Below are 18,919 nucleotides of genomic sequence, written 5' to 3'. Positions count from 1 at the left end.
GGTGTCCGCCGACTACCTCGTCGCCGTGGTGGAGCGGCTGCGGCCGATGTTCCCGTCGCTGTCGATCGAGACGCAGACCTGGTCGGACGACACCTACGCCCGGCTGGTGCGGGCCGGGCTGGAGGGCGTCGTCCACTACCAGGAGACCTACGACCGGGCCCGTTACGCCGAGGTGCACGTCGCGGGCTGGAAACGCGACTACGACCGCCGGCTGTCGTCGTTCGAGCGGGCCGCGGGCGCCGGGGCACGCCGGCTCGGGATCGGCGCGCTGCTCGGCCTCGCCCCGGACTGGCGGGCCGACGTGCTCGCTCTGGCCGCCCACGCCTCGTTCCTGTCGCGGCGGTACTGGCGGACCGAGGTGTCGGTCGCGCTGCCGCGGATCAAGCCCAGTGCCAGCGAGTTTCCGCCGGTTGTCGTCGTCTCCGACGCCGAGTTCGTGCAGGCGTACGCGGCCCTGCGGCTGTTCGAGCCCGACCTCGCGCTGACGCTGTCCACCCGGGAGCCGGCGGCGATGCGCGACGGCCTGGTCCGCATCGCCGTGACGACGATGAGCGCGGGTTCCTCCACCGAGCCCGGCGGCTACGGTTCGCCGGGTACCGCTCAGGAGCAGTTCTCGATCTCGGATGAGCGCCCGCCGGCCGAGGTCGCCGCGATGCTCGTCACGGCCGGCTACGAGCCGGTGTGGAAGGATGCCTTCCCCCTCGTCGACCCGCGGTGATGGCGGAACTCGACGCCGTCGGCGCAGAGCACTCCGCCCAAGGTCGTTCGGAACCCGGCCCGGCGGAGCCGGCCCGGACGATGCCGACACTAACGCGCTGTTCTGCGTGCGGACGGTGTCGACGCAATTCCCCTATGCGCGGTTTGAGGGTAGATGTGGCGCACTGTTCGTAATGTAGAGAGGGCATGCTCCGTCCTTCACGACCCGAATGACCGCGCGCGTCGGTAAGACCACTAGAGTGCCGGGCGTGCCTCGCATTCACCTGGTGTCGAACCTGCCCGGGGTGAACGCGCTCGGCGACCATCTGCGCGCAGCGGGTCTCGGCCCGACCTCGGCACGGTCGGCGGACGCGCTTCTCGTCCTCATCGATCGTCCCCTCGACCACGTCGAGCAGGAGCTGCTCGATCGCGCCCGGCAGTCCGTTCCGGTGCTGCTCGCCGGCCCGACCGTGCGCGCCCTGCCCGCCGACAGCCCGCTGGTGGAGGCCTCCGGCCTCATTCCCGGCCGGGCGACGCCCCCCTACGAGCTGCGGTTGCAGGCCGGGCCGCAGGGCGGCGCGATCATGGCCCGATCGGGTGACTTCCGTCCCCGGGAGAGCTGGGTCATCCCGGAGAAGGTCGCCGATGACGTCGAGCGGCTGGTGCTGATCCGCCACGAGATGGGTGACTATCCCGTCTGCACCTGGCGGCCGGCGACGGGGCTCGGCATGTTCACCCTGGGCACGGGTGCCGCCGTGCTCGGCGACGCGGCCTACCACCGGCTCGTCGGGCGGTGGCTGCGGCACTGCCTCGGCGTGCACGACGCGCCGCCGGTCGGCGTCGGCCTGCTCGGCACCCCCGACACCACCGCAGCCCACCACGCGGGCCTCGACGCGACCGAGGGGCTGGAGCTGACCGCCCTGTGCGACGGCGGCCCGGGTCGCGCTCCCGCGCACGCCGCAGGTCGCCTGCCCCGTCGGGTCGAGGACCCCGACGACCTGGTGAACGACCCCGAGCTCGGCGTGGTCGTCGTCGCCACCCCGACGCACACCCACCTCGAATGGGCCGGACGGGCGCTGGAGGCCGGCAAGCACGTGGTCGTGCAGGCGCCGCTGTGCCTGGCGACGTCCGATGCCGACCAGCTCGCCGAGCTCGCGGCCGAGCGTTCCCTGCTGCTCGCCGTCTACCCGGAGGGTCGGGCCGACCCCGGCTATCGCGCGCTGCGCGCGGCCGTCGGTCGTGGCGCGATCGGCGAGCCGCTGCGGCTGGAAGTGCACCGCGGCGGGCTGCGTCGACCCGTCGGGACCTGGCGCGATGACGAGCGGATCAGCGGCGGCCAGCTCTACGATCGCGGCGCCGCCGGCGTCGACCAGGTGCTCGCGCTCGTCGACGAGCCGGTCGAGTGGGTCAGCGCCGCGGAGCTCAAGCGGGTCTGGTACCATGTCAGCAACGCCGACCACAGCCGGCTGCTGCTGCGCTTCGCGAGCGGCGCGGAGGCACAGATCACCGTCTCCGACCTGACGGTGGCGGCCCGTCCGAGCCTCGAGGTGCTCGGCAGCGTGGGCACGCTGATCCTCGACGACGCCCCCGCCGCCGCGAACCTCGAGCCGCCTGACGGTGGGCCCGCGGTCACGGGCCGGCACGCCGGCCGCCGGGCCGCGCAGGACGACGACGCGGCCGGGGCGGCCTCGTTGCTGCTGGCCACCTACGACGGCGTCCGGACCCGCTATCCGCTGCCGGCGCCCGGGTCGGCCCGGGTCGGCACGGAGGTGTTCTACCGCGACCTCGCCGACAGCCTGGTCTCCGGTTGGCCTCTTGCGGGCTACGAGGTCGAGGCGGCCCGCCCGGTGGTTGCGGTGCTCGAGGCGGCGGTGCGTTCNGTGGCCACCGGCGGCGCGCAGGTCGTGCCGCTGTGATCAGGTCGCCGTGACCGTGCGCCGGCCCTGAACGTCTCCGGGACTGACGAGGTCACGGGTGGTGCGGACCCCGCCGGCACCCCACGACGCCGGTCCGGACTTAGGTGTTTACTGTTGACCATGGATTGGCTGACCCTGCCTGACGCCGCGACGCAGTTGCAGGTTCCCGTGACCCGAGTCCGGCAGATGGTGCGCGACCGAACGTTGCTGGCCCGGCGGGAGGGCGGCGTCCTACGGGTGCCGGCGGAGTTCATCGGCGACGGCGCGGTGGTCAAGGGCCTGCCCGGCCTGCTCACGCTCCTCGCCGACGCGGGGTTCACCGACGACGAGGCCCTCGACTGGCTTTTTCGGGAGGACCCGAGCCTGCCCGGCACCCCGATGCGGGCGCTCGTCGAGAACCGTGGCAAGGAGGTCAAGCGGCGAGCCCAGGCCCTCGCCTTCTGACCAGGCAGCGTGGTCGTGGGTCCTGCGGGGTCGTGGGTCCTGCGCGGTGCTGGGCTTCCGGGCTGTCGGGGGCTGCCGACTCCCGTAGGGTCGGGTCATGGTCGATCGCCCGCCGCCCGCCTCGGCGCCGGCGCCCACCCCGCCGACGGGACCTGCCCGGGCACAGATCGTCGTCAACGGCGCCGCCCGCGTGGTCGCGGACGGCCAGCCGCTGCCCGACCTGCTCGCCGAGCTCGGCCTGCGGCCCGGTTCGGTGGTCGTCGAACGCAACGGGGTGGCGATCACCCCGTCGGAGTTGTCCGGCATCCGGCTCGCGGATGGTGACACCTTGGAGATCGTGCGTGCCGTCGCCGGAGGATGAGTTGACCACAACGGGACCGACGCCGCCCGCCGACGCGGGGGACAGGCCGGCGGCAGCGGACAGGCCGGCGGCAGCGGACGGGGCGGTGCGGGCGGACCGGCTGCGGCGGCTCGCCGACGCCCGGCTGTATCTCTGCACGCCGCGGCGGGCCGAGTTCGGCCCGTTCCTCGACGCCGTGATCGGCCCCGCCGGCCGTGGTGGCGTCGACCTGGTGCAGCTTCGCGAGAAGAGCCTCGAATGGGCCGACGAGGTGCGCGGCCTGCGCGAGATCCAGGCGGCTGGCGCCGGCCGGGAGACCCTCGTCAGCGCCAACGACCGCGCCGATCTCGCCGCGTTCACCGGAGTCGACATCCTGCACGTCGGCCAGGACGACGTACCGCCTGCCTTCGCTCGCCGNCTGGTCGGTCCGGACGTCCTGATCGGCCAGTCGACGCACAGTCCCGAGCAGTTCCTGGCGGCTCTGGCCGATCCAGACGTCGACTACGTGTGCGTCGGTCCGGTGCACGCGACGCCGACCAAGCAGGGACGGCCACCGGTCGGGCTGGGGCTGCCCCGGCTCGCCGCCCGCCATGCCCCGCCGTTCGAACCGGGCGCGAAGCCCTGGTTCGTCACCGGCGGGGTCGGTCCGGACACCCTCGACGACATCCTCGCCACGGGGGCCCGCCGGGTGGTGGTGGTGCGAGCGTTGACCGCCGCCGAGGATCCCGCCGCCGCAGCCGCCGCGCTCGCCCGGCGGCTGCGTACCGCTTCCAGCGGCAGCGCGTGCGGCACCTGAGCTACCTCGCCGTCCTGGCCGGCTGCCTGCTCGGCACGGCGCCGCTCGAACTGTTCCTGGGTACCAGGGTCTACGCCCGTCCGCGTCGCCTGCTGCTGACGCTGCTGCCCGTCGTCGCGATCTTCGTCGGCTGGGACGTGTACGCCATCGCCGCCGGTCAGTGGAGCTTCGATCCGCGCGGCGTCACCGGCGTGCGGCTCCCCGGCCACCTGCCGCTGGACGAGCTGCTGTTCTTTCTCGTGGTTCCCGTCTGCGCGGTGATGACGCTGGAGGCCGTCCGCTCGGTGCGCGGCTGGCCGGCCGGTGACGAGCCGGACGACGATCCCGCCGGCGAGTCCGCCGACCTCGCCGACGCCGACGCAGACTCCGCCGCCGACGCAGACTCCGCCGCCGACCTCGACGCCGACCTCGATGCCGACGCTGACTCCGCCGCCAGCCTCGACGCCGGCCCCGGCTCCGGCGACCTCGAGGTGGCCAAGGCCCCGGGCGCGGCGGGCGGGCCAGGGGGCCCGGGGGGATGAGTTACACGGCGCTGGCGGTCCTCGGAGTCGCCGTGGCGGTCGCCGCGGACCTGTGGCTCCTGCGCACCCGGCTGCTGACCCGGCGGATCTTCTGGGTCTCGTATGGGATCATCGTCGTCTTCCAGTTGCTCGCCAACGGAATCCTGACCGGGTTCGGCATCGTCGTCTACGAGCCGGGCGCGATCGCGGGGCTGCGGATCGCGTACGCCCCGGTCGAGGATCTGCTGTTCGGCTTCGCACTCGTCACCCACACACTTACCTGGTGGGTCTGGTGGGGTCGTCGGCTGGACCGGTCACCCCGACGCCGCCCCGCCCCCGCNGAGCGCCACAAATAGCCACGTTGCGTTACATTTGCGAAACTGAATGAAATCTCTCCGCACTCCGTGACGGAAACGAGCGAATTGGCTCCCTGGAGGTCATCCATCGGCCTAATCTCGACCGTGATGACNCATGATGTTGCGGGGGGCCCAGGTTCCGCGGGGCGGCACCGTTCTCCCTGGGGTAAGCCGGGCAGGATTCTGCCCATCCGGTGGGGGCGCATCATCGCCGTAGTGGTTGCATTGGCGCTGGTGGTTGTGAGTCTGGTGCTGATCCGTGGTCGATTGGCCGGGGATGGCCGCGCCGCCGGGCCCGTCCACCGCTCCGGCGTCCCGACCGCCCCGTTCGCGCCGAGCGCGCAGAGACCCTCGGACGTGCTGACCGCGACCACGGCGACTCACCGACCGAGCTCGACTGCGGCCGCATCCTCGACCCCCGCGGTCGGCAGCGCCGCCGCGACCACGACCGCGCCGGCTCCGGCGATCGTCTCGCCGTCCGGCGCGCCCACCGGAGTCCGTTCGCGCGCCGCGGGGCGCAGCGGCGCCGCGGTCGTCCCGGTCGCACCGCGGCCCACCGGTTCGGTCCTCGCCGTGAGCGCGACGACCGTCGATCTCGGCCCGGTCGACTCGGTCTGGCGGCTCGACCTGCGCGGCGAGGGCACGGCACCGGTCGACGTCGCGGTCGGGGCGAGCCCCTCCTGGCTCGCCGTCGTCCCCGACCGTCCCCGCGTCAACCCGGGGGCGGACGTCCCCCTTGTGATCACGCTCGACCGGTCTGTGGCCCCGCCGGGGCCGGTCGACGTCACCGTGCCGGTCAACGCCCGCAACGGCGTGGGCGGTGCCGACGTGCGCATCACGGCCAGCGTCGACGGACCGCCGCGCATCCAATCGGTGACGGCCGCACCGGATCGGATCGTGCGGGCGGGCTGCCCGCCGGCGGCGGGCGTGGCGCGGTCGACGGTGACGGTGACGGCGCTCGACGAGACCGGCATCTTCGCCGTGGAACTGGCCGCAGTCCTGCCCGGCGGGCGGACGACGACCGAGTCGCTGAGCCTCGGCCAGGCCACGGGAGACCGCTCGACGTGGACCGGCACGCTGGCGTCGACGCAGGACCCCGGCACGATCAACTACACGGCCACCGTCACGGATCTGGAAGGTCGGCGCTCGCAGTCGTCGGGTTCGCTCGTCGTGCTGCCGTGCCCGTCCTGAGCCGGCGCCGCGGGGTGTCCCGCGCCGGTCAGCGGCCCGAAAGTGCGGCCCGAAAGTATGGTGCCGCCCGGCTCGGGGGGTGNCGGGCGGCGAATCCATCATCGCAGGAACGCCCCGGCTCGCCAAGACCTTGGCCGGTGTCCTCCACTGGCCCCTCGCTAACGTAGGCGAGTAAGGCCAGGTCAGGAGGGGCGTCGATCGGGNCGTTCCCCGGCCAGGTGGTGGCCATGGCCGCCGCCGGTGGTCGGACCCGTGGGTGTGTCGTCGAGCCCGGGTGTGTCGTCGGGGCCGGCTGCGGGTGTGGGCGGCCGGGGGCGCGCGAACAGCCGGGTCGCGGTGATGACGCCTGTGACGGCCGCCCCTGCGGAGACCGGGTCGGGCGGGGTCAGCCCGGGTCGTAGATGCTCCTCCACTCGCAGGTACTTGCGGCCGGCCCGCAGGTCCGCATCGTTGCGCAGCCGGACGATCAGCGGAAAGGCCGACAGGGCAGCGGTGTCGAACAGCCCCGTCGTGTAGACGAGCTGGACGCCCAGCCGGTCGGCGACGGCGAGCTGGAGGTCGAGGAGGTAGCCGGCGCTCGCCCGGCCGATCGGATTGTCGAGGAANAGCACGCCGGCATGCGGGGCCCGGAGCTGGCCGCGGTCGTTGGCCCGCAGGGCCGCCATCGTGCAGTACAGGATGATGGCGGCGGTGAGCTGCTGACCGCCGGAGAAGACATCACCCAGCTCGCTGACTCGCACCCGCTCGGTACGCAGGACTGCGTCCGGTTTGAGGATCTCGACCCGCACGCCACGGGGAAGCGCGGCGCGGACCCCGCGCAGCAGCAGCCCCATCCCGTCGCGGAGCACGGCGGCCGCGGCACGGGTGCCGCGTGCGTCGCCGGTCCCGACGCCGACGGCCACGCCCGGTCGGGGTCGGGTGGCCACCGCGGCGGCGGCCGTCTCGTCGACCACCCGGCCGAGGGCCTCCGTCAGCGCCCGGTCATCCGGCTCGGCGAACGTGATGCGCAGGAAGTCCTGACCCGACCAGTCGCCGAGCTGGTCGGGGAGGCGGGACAGGCGGCCGGCGGCACGCAGCGTGCCGAGCGCGGCGCGGACCATCCCCTCCAGGCGGGCGACGATCGCCTCGCGGTTGCGGCCGATGTGCGCGAGGTCGTCGTCGAGGCTGCGCAGCCGCGGCGCGAGGGCCTGCGCCCAGGCCGCCGCCCCGTCGGCCACGGCCTCGCGTCCTGCCCGCCGCATCTGACGGCGGGCGGGGCTGCGCACGGCGTCGAACCGGTCCTGCGCCGCCCAGGCGGTGACCACGTCGGCCGCCGTCCGCACGGCGCCGGCGGCCTGGCCGTAGCCGGCGGCCGCCTCCCGCCACGCGAGGCGCAGCCGATGGGAGCTCTCCCGAGCCTGGCGCGCGTCGCCCGTGAACGGGACGGCTACCGCGACCCCGTCGGCCGGCGCGGGATCGTCCATCGCCGGCCCGGCGAGCGCGGACGCGCCCCGTTCGCGCTCGCCGGCGCCGCCTGTTCCGGCGCTCGCCGGGCCCATGGTCGGCTGGGTCGCAGCGGGCAGGTCCGCGAGGCTCTCGGCGATGGCGGTGAAGGCGTCCAGTTCCTCGGTGTGCCGGGTGGAGCGCTCGACGAGGTCGTCGCGGACAGCGCGGGCCCGGGCGTGACCNTCCTCGGCGTGCTCGACCGCCGCGGTCGCGGCGCGCAGCAACTCCCCGGCGTGACCGAGATCCGTCGGGACCTGTTCCCCGGTGAGCGGCGCCACCCCGCGTCGCTGTACCTCCGCCGTGGCGGTGCGCAGTTCCTCGCGCAACGCGCCAAGCCGCTCGCGGGCGCCGTCGAGTTCGGCCCCGACCGCCGCGGCCGACCGGCGAGCCCGCGCCTCACCGGCCGCCCGGGTCGCGCTGTCTCCGCCGCTGACGCCCGCGAGAAGCTCGCGGGCCCGTACGCGCACGGCCGGCTCGAAGGCCTCGAGTGCCGCTCGGGCGGCGGCCTCCTCCCGGCGGGCCCGATCGACCTCGCCGCGCAGGTCCGCGCCGACCTCCACCTGCGCGTAGGTGCGGCTTGCGGCCTCGTAGGCCGCGCGCAGCACCGCCACGGGCGGTCTCGGCTCGTCGCCCGCGCTCGCCGTCGCCGCGGCATCGCCCGCACCGACGACGCTGCCGCTCTCCGCGCGGGCGGCCGCGGCGTTGCGGCGCGCCTCGTCCGCGCGCCGGACGGCCTCGGCGGCCGCCCGCCGCTGCGTCGCGGCGTGTTCCCGAGCTGCCCGGGCCTCGGCCAGCCGGTCCTCGGCGACCGCGGCGACCTGCTCGATCTCCCGCTCGGTCGCGGCCAGGTCGCCGACGGACCGAGCGAGCTGGTCCAGCGCGGTCGCCCGCGCGGCAGCCTCGGCGGCGGCCAGCCGCAGCGGTTCGACGTCGGCGAGCGCGCGCCGTGCCGCCTGCTCGGCTGCGGCCGCCTCCCGGCCGGCAGCGGCGAGCTCCGCCTCGGCGGCCGTCAGCGTCTCCCGGGCGGCCGTGAGCTGTGTCCCAAGCCGGTCGAGGTGTCCGGGGGGGTGGGTCCGCCGCCAGCCGGCGAGGGCTGCGGCGAGGTCACGGTCCGTCGCGATCCGGTCGGACAGCGCCGCGNCGAGCGTGGCGCGCTCGTCCTGGCGTGCACGGATGGTCTCCCGCTCGGTGGCGGCGGCCGCGGTGTCGTAGAGCGCCGGGTTCGGCCGGACCATCGTGATCCGTTCGCCGTCGATGACCGGGTCGGCGTCGTCGAGCAGGTCATCGACCCCACCCACGGCAACCACACTGTCGGGGAGCAGGGCGGCGGCGTCGAGTACCTCGCGGATCCGCGCGTGACCCGCCCGATCTGTGATGATCACCCCGTCGGCGAGGTGGGGCCGCGCCCGCAGGACCCGTTCGCGCCGTGCGGCCGGCACCGCATGCGCGAGATGGGACCAGCCGGCGACCGCGGCGATCCCGGCGGCCTGCAGGACGTCGACCGCCGCGGCGACCTCCTCGCGGGGTGGGCGCAGGCCGCCCCCGCCCAGCGCGCCGAGCAGGCGCCGGTCGGCGTCGGCGGCCACCGACAGAGCGAGCCGGCGCGCCTCCGCCGCGGCGACCGCCTCCGCCAGCCGTTCCCCGGCGGCCTCGGCGACCGCGTCGAGGATCCGGTGCGAGCCCGCGGCGGCCTCGTCGTCGCTGACGGTGGGGCTCGGGTCGGTGCCCCGGGACTCCCCGTCGGCGGCGCTGGCCTCCTGGTCGGCGGCGGCCGGCTCGTCCTCGTCCTCGCCCGCGACCTCGTCCGGTCCGCCCAGTCCGCTGGCCGGGCCCGCGTCGCCGAGCAGCTCCGCGAGTCGGCCGTCGGCGAGCAGCGCCGCCGCGCCGGCCCGTGCCTGGTCGAGCTGGCCGGTGAGCCGATCCAGGGCCGCGCCGGCCGAGACGACGCGGTGCTGGGCGGCGCGGGTCGCGGCGTCCGCCGGGCCGCGGTCCTGGGCGTGGGTGGCGTGGCGCAGCGCGTCACGCACGGCGGCGGCGGCCTGCTGAGCCTCGGCGCCGGCCCGCTGCGCCTGACGGGCGAGATCGGTGCCGCCGGGGGCGATCAGCCCGGCCCCGGCGGCGGCGGCCAGAGCGTCGAGCGCCGCCGCCCGTCGCTGGTGCAGGGCCTGTTCCCGGGCGCGCGCCTGCGCGGCCTCGTCGCTGGCGCGGCGGTCCGCGCGGTCCGCCGCGCCAGCGCGCCGGTCGTGCTCGCCGGCCTCGGCCTCCGCCTGCCGGGCCGCCTCGCCGGACGCCTCGGCCAGCCGGTTCAGGCCGAGCAGCAGGGCCCGCGCGGCGCCATCACGGTCGGCCAGCGCGGGCGCGGCGACGTCCTCCGCATCGGCGACGAGGCGGGTCAGCCGTTCCGCCTCGGCCGACGCCGCCGCAAGCCGTAACACGTCCTCGGTCGCCCGCCAGGCGTCGATCTCGGCGGCTGCGGCGCGGGCGTCGGTGACGAGCCGGTCCCGCTCCCGCTCGGCGTCGGCGAGGCGCAGCTCGGCGATCCGTCGGCGCAACGCGAGAACGGCGCCGTGCCGGCGCGACCGGGCCTCGTCGGCGTCGCGTTCCGCGTCGCGGGCGGCCTGCACCTGGGCGGCGAGCCCGGCCAGGGCGGCGGCGTCGCGGCGCACCCTGGCCCGCACGCCGTCGTGCAGGTCCGCGATGCGGGCCTGGGTGGCCGCGTAGCCCGCACCGGCGCTGGCACGCCGTTCGACCGCGTCGGCCAGCGGGGCGAGTCGCGCCAGCGCTCCCGCGACGAAGTCGCGCTCGGCGCCGAGCGCGGCCCGTTCGGCGAGCTTGGTCGCGTAACCGTCGACGACGTCGGCGATGCCCGCGGGGTCCTCGGGCGGGGTGACGGCGCGCAGCAGAAAGTCGACGAACTGCTCGTCGGAGCCGAACGAGAACGCCTCGGCCGCCTCGCCCTCGCCGGCGTTCATCGCCCGCTGGTAACGGAACAGCTCGGGATCGAGGCCGAGGGTATCCAGGTGTTCCCGCCAGGCGCCCTGGTGCGTCTCCCAGGTCAGGTCGAGCGCCGGGTCGGCCCCGTGGGCGTCGTGGAGCCGGCCCCGCAACCCGGCGAGGGTGACCTGGCGGCCTTCGGCGGTCAGCGGCAGAGAGGTGATCTCCAGGCTGCCGCCGGGGCGGAAGGAGTACCAGGCCTCGGTGAGTCGAGCGGCGTCGGCCGCGCCGCGGCCGCGCCACTCGCTCACCTTGCCGGTCACCACCCGGTGCCCGGTCACCGCGTGCTGCCACTCGCAGATGACGTGAGCGCAGTCGCCGGGCAGGACGAAGTTGTCCAGCACCCGCCCGTTGGAGGTGCCGACGACCTGCCGCCGACCGGGNAGCACCACCGAGAAGATCAGCTTGATCAGGACGCTCTTGCCGCCGCCGTTCTCCAGGAACAGCACCGAGGCGGGGGAGGGGCGCCGTGGCCGACCCGGCGCGACCGCCGTCCCCGCAGCCGCCGTCCCCGCGACCGCGGTCTCCGCAGCCGCCGTCCCTGGGTCGATCGCCGTGCCTGGGCCGACCGGGGCCACCGGCGACGGCGCGCTGGAAAGCGCGGGAACTGCGGGGAGGGCGGCGTCGCGGCGCTGGCGGGGCGTGACGGGGAACAGCCCGTCCTGGCGCGGCCCGGCGACCGGCGCGCCCACTCCCGAGAAGTCCAGCAGCACGTCACCGAAGCGGGCGCCCGGCGGCCCGATCGAGTGCAGCCGCACCCGCGACAACTCATACATCCGCGGCCTCTCCGGCCGGCGTCGTCTCCAGCAGGGCCGGCTCGTCGACGAGGACCCGCACGCTGCCGGCGCCGTCGGTGACCGTGACCACGCCGAGGGCCAGCAACTCCTCGAAGGCCGCATCCGCGGCCAGCTCGCGGACCTGGACCTGATAGCGGGGCGTGGTCCGGTACGTGCCGCCGGCCTCGTCGCCGACCGGAACCAGGCAGCCCGACTCGACGAGGAAGTTCATCGCCCGGGCGATAATTCCCGTCGTCGACCCGGCGAGGCGGCGCGCGTCGCGGGTGGTGCCGGTCGAGGTGCGCCGGGAGTAGAGGCGCCAGGCGGCCTCCAGCCGTGGCGCGTCGACCGGCGGATCGGTGTTCAGGTCGTCGGCGGTGCGTTCGGCCAGCAGCCGGCAGGTCTCCCGGACGAACGCGTCGACGCCGTGCACGCTGACCCGCCCGACGTAGGAGGCGTCGGCGAGGTCGGCCGGCCGCGGATAGGCGAGCGCGGCGACGGCGAGCTGGGCGAGGGCGTGCAGCAGCCGGTCGGCCGCGCGGTGCTCGCCGCCGGCGCGGCGGGCGTAGTCGCCGATCCGAACGGCGAAGGCCGAGTCGTCGGCGCCGGCCGGGACCAGACCTGCCCGCTCGGAGACGTCGAGCACGACCAGCCCGAGGCCGGCGGCGATCGCCTGGGTCAACGCGGCGAACTCCGCCTCCCGCAGGTAACGCCGGACCAGGTCGCGGTAGTCGGGGTCACGAGCCGGCACCAGCCGGGGCCGCAGGCCGAACGACACCAGCCGGGACGCCTCGTGGGCGTCGGCGCGCCGCCGCTCGGCCCCCCGCACCCCGTCGACCGGCCCGCCGTCGACCGGCCCGCCGTCGACCGGCCCGCCGTCGACCGGGTCGGCGTCGATCGACCCGCCGTCGATCGGGTCGGCGTCGATCGGGTCGCCCTGTGGGTCCGGGACGCCCGTGTCAGGTTCCCGGCTCATCGTGACCTCCTTCCCGCCGGCGCGGCCGCGCCGCCCGCAGCCTGCAGTTCTGTCAGGACTGAAGTGATACCAGCCGGGTCCGACGATTCCGCTTCGCCCTGCGGCCCCCGGGCGACCGCACCATCCGCGACGGCCGCGGCAGTGCCGGCCGTCCCCGCGATCGCCGCCGCGCTGGCCGTCTCCGCGCTGGCCGTCCCCGTGCTGGCCGTCCCCGTGCTGGCCGTCCCCGTGCTGGCCGTCTCCGTGCTGGGAGCCGCGACGATCCGGGCCCGGCCGACGAGCAGGTCGGCCCCGCCGAACTCCGGATCGTGCAGCGGCGTGCCGTCGTCGACGGCGACCGTGAGGGTCGTCTCGCCCGCCTGCCGGGACGCGTCGACGCGGGGGTTGACCGCGTGCAGGGCCAGCAGCGCGACGAGGTCGACGATGTCCCGGTCGCCCCCGCGGCGGGCGTCGGCGAGCAGGGCGGACAGCCGGCGCGGCGCCGCTGGGTCGAGCTCGAGCAGCCCGAGCGCGTGGGCCCAGGTCTCGTCGTCGAACCGCGCCGGCTCGGCCAACGGCACCAGCTCGGCCTCGACCACCTCCGCGCCGAGCGTGTCGCGTTCCACCGGCGGGCGAAGCAGCAGATCGACCAGATCGAGGACCCGAGGGGCCCGGGGCGTGCGCACGCCCACCGCACCGGGGAAGAACGCCGCCGCCGGGCGCTGTGCGTCTCCGGCGGCCAATGCCAGCGTCGGCACCAGCAACTGGGCGTGCAGGTCGACGCCACCGCGCGCCGGGGTGACGGCGAACTGCTGGCGGTCCTGCTCGGCGCGGAACACGGCGCCCGCCTCCAACAGCCGGGCCTGGAGCTGGGTGTGCCGACGGATGCAGTCTCCGACGATGGCGACCAGGTCGGCAGCCTGGCGTTTGTGGTCGGCGTCGTCGGCGGAGTCGCGGTAGCGGCGGATGTGGGTGAGGATCGCGTTCTCGTACCGGTAACGCTGCTCGACGTGCTGCAGGGCCTCGTCGACGAGGGCGGGCATCGCGTGCAGCCAGTCGACGGCCAGGACGTTGCGCCGCGTCGCGTCGAGGTGTCGGCGGAGCTGCTCGGCGTACTGCACGGTGCGGTACCGGGCGGCCTCCGCCGCGCTGCGGGCGTCGGCGAGCCGGCCGCGGCGGATGAGCGTGTCCAGGGCGACCTCGGCGGCGACCTGCGCCGAGGTGATGTCGGTGTCCAATGCCCCGACCAGCACGGTCACCGCCTCGTCGGTGGCCCGCAGGTAGATCTCCCCGTGTGGATCGGCGAACTCGACGAGCAGCTTGAAGTCGAAGCGGCGCCGTTCGTAACGGCCGTCGGCGTGCAGGGTGCCGTAACCCGCCTCGAAGCCCCGGTTGACGTTGCCGACGTTGATGAGGTTGTGCAGCACCCAGGACGCCACCCGGTCGTGNTCGGCGGCCGGGCGGGCGGGCGCCTGGGCGGCGGCGAGCGGGACCAGGCGGCGGCGCACCTGGTCGTGGTCCGCGCCGCGGTCGAAGTCCATCGCCACGGTGACCTGGTCGATCGCGTGCAGGCCGAGCTCGGCCATCGCGTAGACGGAGAAGTCCGCGCCGTCCAGGTGCGCCTTGCGCACGTCGAGGTCGTGCAACGGCTGCGTCAGCGCCAGCGCCTTGAGCCGGCGGATCATCCCGACGTCGCCGACGAGCCCGACCGCGGTGGGCAGCCGGTCTGGACCGGTTGTCGACGCGGGCTCGATCATCCGTCCGAGCCTAGTGGTTGGCGGGGACCGGGCCGCCCACGACCCGGCTGCGGTGCCCGGGCGGTGCACGACGGTAGGAGCGGGGTGGAGCGTTGCGGCGGGCGACCGCCGACGGGATTCCGGCGCGGTGCAAATTCAGTGCACTCTGTTGGCCGTTGGGGTGTCGGGGGCGCATGGTCGGCCGGGTACGGAAGATCCAGGGTGATCTCGCTCACGAAGCGCACCCCCGGCGGAGTGTGGGCCCGGCCGGCCGGCGTCAGGGGGAAGCGACGTGCCGGTAGTGCAGGCCTTTCATGGGTTGTCAGTGCCCTGGCGGGCGGGGGTCGAGGGCCCGCTGACCCTGGTCGCAGCGGCGTGACCCACGCGACCCAGGAGGGCTGTCGAGCGACCGTCAACAGGCCGGTGGGGTATTCTCAACTCGGTTCCATCGCGTGGCTGAGGCGTCACCACGATGAACGTTCGGCGCGGACGGGATCGACCGGGGGTGCGTACACCCGACGAGGGGTGGCGCTGGCTCGCCGGGCACCAGGCGGTGCCCGTTCTCCCTTTCTCCCACCCGCGGCGCGGCGGGTGGGGCGGGCGGGGCATCGGCGGCGGTGCCGTACGGCCGTCCCGGGGCGTGGGGTGACCGACGAGACGACGCGCCGCCAGGCGCCGAGGAAACGGGTGGACGACGCCGTGGACGCTGCTCTGGACGAGCTTGGGTTGCCGCGCCAGGCCGCTGCGCAGGCGCGGCCCGCCTGGGAGGAGCCGTCGACGGTCGCGGATGGCATGGCGACCCAGCGAGAGATGGCGGCCCAGCGAGATGCGGCCGCCCAGCTCGGCGCGGCCCTGCGCGCGTTGACCGACGCCTCCGTGCGCACGCTGGCGCCGACCGCGACCCTGCTCGACGTCGCCGCCCGGATCACTCAGTGTCTGCCCGCGTTGACCGCCGAGCAGCGCGACGTCGGTGAACCCGCGCCACTGGACGACCCGGTCGCGAAGCTGTGGCTGTACAACCCGGTCATCGGGCAGGCCAACCCGATCGCGCCCTGGCTCGAGACCACGCTGGTGGACGGGGTCCTCACCGGCCGTGCCACCCTCGGCCTGCCCTACCAGGGGCCGCGCGGTTACCTGCACGGCGGGGTGAGCGCCATGATGCTCGACCAGGTCCTGGGCGACGTCGTCAGCGCGAGTGGCCGATCCGGCCTGACCGTCTCCCTGTCGGCCCGCTACCGCCGGCCGGTTCCGCTGCTGGCGCCGCTGCTCGTCGTCGGGCGGGTCGTCGAGGTCGCCGACCGGAAGATCACCGCGGCCGGCACCATCGCGCTGGAGTCCGAGCCCGACCAGCCCCTGGTCGAGGGCGTCGGCATCTTCGTCGTTCCCCGCCCGGACCAGGCCGCCCGACTGTTCGGCGCGTTCGGCGCCCCGGCTCCCGACACCCCAGGTACGCCCGGCACAGTCCCCTCAGCCGCCGTCCCCCCCAACCAGCCGTCGACCGCCTGACCCTGTGGAGGAACGACGACCATGACCACGCCCGACGCATGACCACGCCCNACGTCGGACGGCTTCCCTCCGCGCCCGCGCAGCGCGACGCCGGCACGCGGCCCGTGCGTTGGCGCCGTCCCCTGCCGCNGGTGGAACAGGTNCGGCCGGGACTGTGGAGCATCCCGCTCCCGCTGCCCTGGGCGAAGCCGGCCCACGTGACCGTCTACGTCTTCGAGACCGCGGACGGCCCCTACCTGATCGACGCCGGCTGGGACTCCGACGAGGCCTTCGCGGCCCTGGAGGCAGGGTTGGACACGGTCGGGACCTCGGCCGCCGAGGTTCAGGGCGTCGTCGTCACCCATGCCCATCTCGATCACTTCGGGATGGCGGGCCGGATCCGTGAGGCGTCCGGCGCCTGGGTGTCGCTGCACCCGTTGGACAACGCGATCCTGAGCCAGTTCGAGAACGGTTTCGCCACGCGGATCCCGGGGCTGATGGCCCGCGCCGGCGCCCCGGCCGAGGTGACCGAACACCTGGTCAAGGGCACCCAGGCGGCCGTGCGCCGGATTCCGCGCCCGGACGTCCTGATCGAGGACGGCGGGCGACCGGACATCCCCGGGTGGGAGCTGCGCGCGCTGTGGACCCCCGGCCATTCGCCGGGACACCTGTGCTTCTGGGAGCCGGCCAACCGGCTGCTGCTGTCCGGTGACCACGTGCTGCCGTCGACCGTGGTCGGCACCCCCGAACCCGACGAGTCCCATCCCGACCCGCTCGGTGACCACCTGCGCGCGCTCGCCCGGCTGCGTGGGCTGGACGCCGCAGAGGTACTGCCGGCGCACGAGCACCGGTTCACCGGCCTGGAACACCGCCTCGCCGAGATCGACGCGATGCACCGAGGCCGGCTTGCCGAGGTGCTCGCGGGCCTGCGCGCCGGTGCGAGCACCGTCTGGGAAATCGCCGACCACGTGACCTGGCACCGCCCGTTCCGCAACCTGCGCGGCGTGGCGCTCCAGAACGCTGTCACCGACACCTTCGGGTGCCTGGCCGCCCTGGTGGCGACCGGCGCCGCCCGCGTCGACGACGGCGCCCCCGCGCGCTGGCGGCTCGCCGACGCGTAGCCGGGCGCGGGTGTCCGCGGACGTGGCAGGGCACCGCCTTCCGGACTTTGGCGTAGGCGGGGATTTCGGGCCGCATCGGTTCGGGCCGCACCCATCGGTACTAGGGTGTGGGACATGACGTCCGTGTCGCTGTCCAAGGGCGGGAATGTCTCGCTCAGCAAGGTCGCCCCCAACCTCACGGCAGTGACCATCGGGCTGGGCTGGAAGGTGCGGCAGACCAGCGGCGCGGACTACGACCTTGACGCCAGCGCGATCGTCGTCAACGAGGCCGGCCGGGTGCTCTCCGACAGCTACTTCGTCTTCTTCAACAACCTGGTCAGCCCCGACGGCGGNGTCACGCACCTCGGCGACAACCTGGTCGGCGGCGGTGGCGGCGACGACGAGCAGATCAACGTCGACCTGCGAACGTTGACCCCGCAGGCGGCGAAGGTCGTCTTCGCGGTGTCGATCTACGACGCGGACACCCGCCGGCAGACCTTCGGCCAGATCCGCGACGCCTTCATCCGGGTCACCGACGCCACGACCGGTGCGGAGGTGGCCCGGTACGACCTCACCGAGGATGCCTCCACCGAGACCGCGATGATCTTCGGTGAGCTCTACCGTTACGGCGGCGAGTGGAAGTTCCGCGCCGTCGGCCAGGGCTACGCCTCCGGGCTGCGCGGGATCGCCCTGGACTTCGGCGTCAACGTCTCCTGACTCTCCCTGCCGGGAGGCACTCACGGCCAACGCGGCCCCGATCACTCCTGGCCGCCTCTTCGCAGGACCAGGGGGCCGAGAAGGGCGATCAGTTCCTCGGGGTCGAAATGATGCCGATACCGATGGCAGGCACCGTCGTTCGCGTCCTTGGCCAGGTCGTCCCACCGCAGCGTCCAGCCGGCGCCGGCCGCGAGTTGGCGTAAGAACGCCCGCTGGGTGCGGCCGTTGCCCTCCCGGAAGGGATGGATCGCGTTCATGTCGCCGTAGAACTCGGCGAGCCGGGAGACGAAGGTCTCCCGGTCGAGGTGGAGCAGATACTGATTCCTGGCGAGGCCGGTGAACAGTGCATCGAGCTGGCTGTCGATGTTGGGTGCCAGGCAGAAGGGGTGGCCGTCCTTCGCGATGTTCACGCTTCTGGTGGTGCCGGCCCAGTCGTACACGTCAGCGAAAAGCTGCCGGTGGAACCTCCGAAGGTGCGCGGCATCGTAGGCGCCCGGCAGGAGTGAGATGCCAAGCTGCGTGTAGCGGGCCGCCGAGAGCTGTTGCTCCACTTCGGCGAGCTCGTCCCGGTCGATGATCATAAGCCGGTTCCTCAGGCATTCGGAACCTGGCCAGCAGTACGGGTCACCAGCGGCAGCGATCGCGCCTCCAACGCCCCCGGGCCGACCATGCCGAGGCACAGCGGGTCTTGATGCCAGAGGTATTTCAAGGACGGTAGCGGCTATCGCCCTCCGCTATCGCCCTCAGTGATGATACCGGGCGAGAATTTCCCTGACGATGTCGTCTGCCGAACTCTCGCCGGTGGCAATCCTGCCGAGCTGCTTCGCCGTCGAGGCCGACAGTTCGTAGCCCTCGAGCCGCGCGTTACCGACCGCTGCGGACACCGCCTCAGCCGGGGACATCCTCAGGCGGGAGAAATACTCCTTCATGACCGTGGGATCGATCGGCTCGTTCGAGCGCTCGCTGTCGTCGAGCCCCGCTCGCGCATGTCGCCAGGGAGCTTCCGCGTGCGTCATCCGAGAGAGCTCCTCGCCCGTGAGCTGCCCATAGGTCTCGAGGACCCAGTTGACGAGGTGGCGGGAGCGATCGTCGAGGCGACGCGGGTCGCCACGGACCCAGGTCCTCACGCCGTAGGCCCCCCGGTGGGCGCTGTAAAGCTGGGGCACGACGGGACCGAAGGTCCAGGCCTCGATCTCGTCGGGGAAGAGGACCGTCCCGTAGGTCGCCAGGTGCCAGGCCTGCGAGTAGTAGGCCAGCTTCTGCAGGCGCATGGTGTCGACGTCTCCGAGGGTCGTGACGATCAGCGACGCGACATCATGGACGTTTTCCGCCATGGCCTGACATCGCCTCCCGGTCCGACCTCGCGGCTGCTTATACTGAAGATTTTATCGGTCCGTCGTCGGGGATGCACGAGCGCCGTCGCGTCGATGGT

Annotated in this window: 13 protein-coding genes and 9 pseudogenes; 13 read left to right on the top strand and 9 right to left on the bottom strand. The window is 74.3% G+C overall.

Features of this window, described 5'->3' with window-relative positions:
* From FF86_RS53890 to FF86_RS20830, 8 genes and pseudogenes are all read left to right on the top strand, one after another.
* Positions 1–718: pseudogene (locus tag FF86_RS53890) on the top strand (2-iminoacetate synthase ThiH); the annotation flags it as partial.
* A gap of 208 nt (positions 719–926) precedes the next feature.
* Positions 927–2,575 (top strand): annotated as a pseudogene (locus FF86_RS20855) (Gfo/Idh/MocA family protein); the annotation flags it as partial.
* 157 nt (positions 2,576–2,732) lie between these two features.
* Positions 2,733–3,056 carry an Rv2175c family DNA-binding protein gene (locus FF86_RS20850; protein ID WP_044887238.1) on the top strand — a complete coding sequence of 108 codons (324 nt, stop codon included), beginning with the start codon at positions 2,733–2,735 and terminating at the stop codon, positions 3,054–3,056.
* A gap of 97 nt (positions 3,057–3,153) precedes the next feature.
* The gene (gene thiS, locus FF86_RS20845) at positions 3,154–3,417 is read left to right on the top strand and encodes a sulfur carrier protein ThiS (protein WP_044887237.1); all 264 of its coding nucleotides are present in this window, start codon (positions 3,154–3,156) and stop codon (positions 3,415–3,417) included.
* A gap of 85 nt (positions 3,418–3,502) precedes the next feature.
* Positions 3,503–3,813, top strand: a pseudogene (locus FF86_RS53885) (thiamine phosphate synthase); the annotation flags it as partial.
* A gap of 1 nt (position 3,814) precedes the next feature.
* A partial coding sequence (locus tag FF86_RS53880; protein WP_242419198.1) for a thiamine phosphate synthase occupies positions 3,815–4,192 on the top strand: 378 nt, incomplete at its 5' end.
* On the top strand, positions 4,180–4,713 hold the full coding sequence (locus FF86_RS53875; protein ID WP_236706260.1) for a lycopene cyclase domain-containing protein: 534 nt from the start codon (positions 4,180–4,182) through the stop codon (positions 4,711–4,713). The genes FF86_RS53880 and FF86_RS53875, both read left to right, overlap by 13 nt.
* Positions 4,710–5,032: pseudogene (locus tag FF86_RS20830) on the top strand (lycopene cyclase domain-containing protein); the annotation flags it as partial. The gene FF86_RS53875 and the pseudogene FF86_RS20830, both read left to right, overlap by 4 nt.
* Before the next feature lie 396 nt (positions 5,033–5,428).
* Here FF86_RS20830 and FF86_RS53870 read toward each other — a convergent pair.
* Entirely contained in the window at positions 5,429–5,605 is a 177-nt protein-coding gene (locus tag FF86_RS53870) for a hypothetical protein (protein ID WP_242419197.1), read from the bottom strand.
* A gap of 16 nt (positions 5,606–5,621) precedes the next feature.
* Here FF86_RS53870 and FF86_RS53865 point away from each other — a divergent pair, with 16 nt between their 5' ends.
* Entirely contained in the window at positions 5,622–6,239 is a 618-nt protein-coding gene (locus tag FF86_RS53865; RefSeq protein WP_236706262.1) for a hypothetical protein, read from the top strand.
* Positions 6,240–6,443: 204 nt separating this feature from the next.
* Here FF86_RS53865 and FF86_RS67300 read toward each other — a convergent pair.
* From FF86_RS67300 to FF86_RS53855, 6 genes and pseudogenes are all read right to left on the bottom strand, one after another.
* Positions 6,444–6,844 (bottom strand): annotated as a pseudogene (locus FF86_RS67300) (hypothetical protein); the annotation flags it as partial.
* A gap of 1 nt (position 6,845) precedes the next feature.
* A pseudogene (locus FF86_RS67295) lies at positions 6,846–7,906 on the bottom strand (hypothetical protein); the annotation flags it as partial.
* 3,196 nt (positions 7,907–11,102) lie between these two features.
* A partial coding sequence (locus FF86_RS67290) for a hypothetical protein (RefSeq protein ID WP_396229971.1) occupies positions 11,103–11,494 on the bottom strand: 392 nt, incomplete at its 3' end.
* Positions 11,487–12,470 carry a hypothetical protein gene (locus tag FF86_RS20815; protein WP_055868405.1) on the bottom strand — a complete coding sequence of 328 codons (984 nt, stop codon included), beginning with the start codon at positions 12,468–12,470 and terminating at the stop codon, positions 11,487–11,489. The genes FF86_RS67290 and FF86_RS20815, both read right to left, overlap by 8 nt.
* A pseudogene (locus FF86_RS53860) lies at positions 12,467–13,897 on the bottom strand (hypothetical protein); the annotation flags it as partial. The pseudogene FF86_RS53860 and the gene FF86_RS20815, both read right to left, overlap by 4 nt.
* A 1-nt stretch (position 13,898) precedes the next feature.
* Positions 13,899–14,206: pseudogene (locus FF86_RS53855) on the bottom strand (hypothetical protein); the annotation flags it as partial.
* Positions 14,207–14,872: 666 nt separating this feature from the next.
* Here FF86_RS53855 and FF86_RS20805 point away from each other — a divergent pair.
* The 4 genes and pseudogenes from FF86_RS20805 to FF86_RS53845 all read left to right on the top strand — a co-directional run.
* Complete coding sequence (locus tag FF86_RS20805; protein ID WP_236706263.1) at positions 14,873–15,691, top strand: PaaI family thioesterase; 819 nt, start codon at positions 14,873–14,875, stop codon at positions 15,689–15,691.
* Between the two features lie 143 nt (positions 15,692–15,834).
* On the top strand, positions 15,835–16,791 hold a 957-nt coding region (locus FF86_RS20800), incomplete at its 5' end, for an MBL fold metallo-hydrolase (protein ID WP_242419196.1).
* A 114-nt stretch (positions 16,792–16,905) separates the two neighbouring features.
* A pseudogene (locus tag FF86_RS53850) lies at positions 16,906–17,123 on the top strand (TerD family protein); the annotation flags it as partial.
* 1 nt (position 17,124) lies between these two features.
* Positions 17,125–17,487 (top strand): TerD family protein (locus FF86_RS53845; RefSeq protein ID WP_242419195.1); only part of this gene is annotated, 363 nt, incomplete at its 5' end.
* Between the two features lie 41 nt (positions 17,488–17,528).
* Here the strand turns inward: FF86_RS53845 and FF86_RS20790 are convergent.
* Complete coding sequence (locus tag FF86_RS20790; RefSeq protein ID WP_044888350.1) at positions 17,529–18,068, bottom strand: Fic family protein; 540 nt, start codon at positions 18,066–18,068, stop codon at positions 17,529–17,531.
* Between the two features lie 162 nt (positions 18,069–18,230).
* Positions 18,231–18,821 (bottom strand): type II toxin-antitoxin system antitoxin SocA domain-containing protein, encoded by a 591-nt coding sequence (locus FF86_RS20785; RefSeq protein ID WP_044888349.1) that lies wholly within the window; start codon positions 18,819–18,821, stop codon positions 18,231–18,233.
* Between the last annotated feature and the right edge of the window lie 98 nt (positions 18,822–18,919).

This window comes from Frankia sp. CpI1-P (assembly GCF_001421075.1).
GTDB classification, from domain to species: Bacteria; Actinomycetota; Actinomycetes; order Frankiales; family Frankiaceae; genus Frankia; species Frankia torreyi.
The sequence above is the reverse complement of the archived record's forward strand: the minus strand, read 5'-3'. Positions and strand labels throughout refer to the sequence as shown.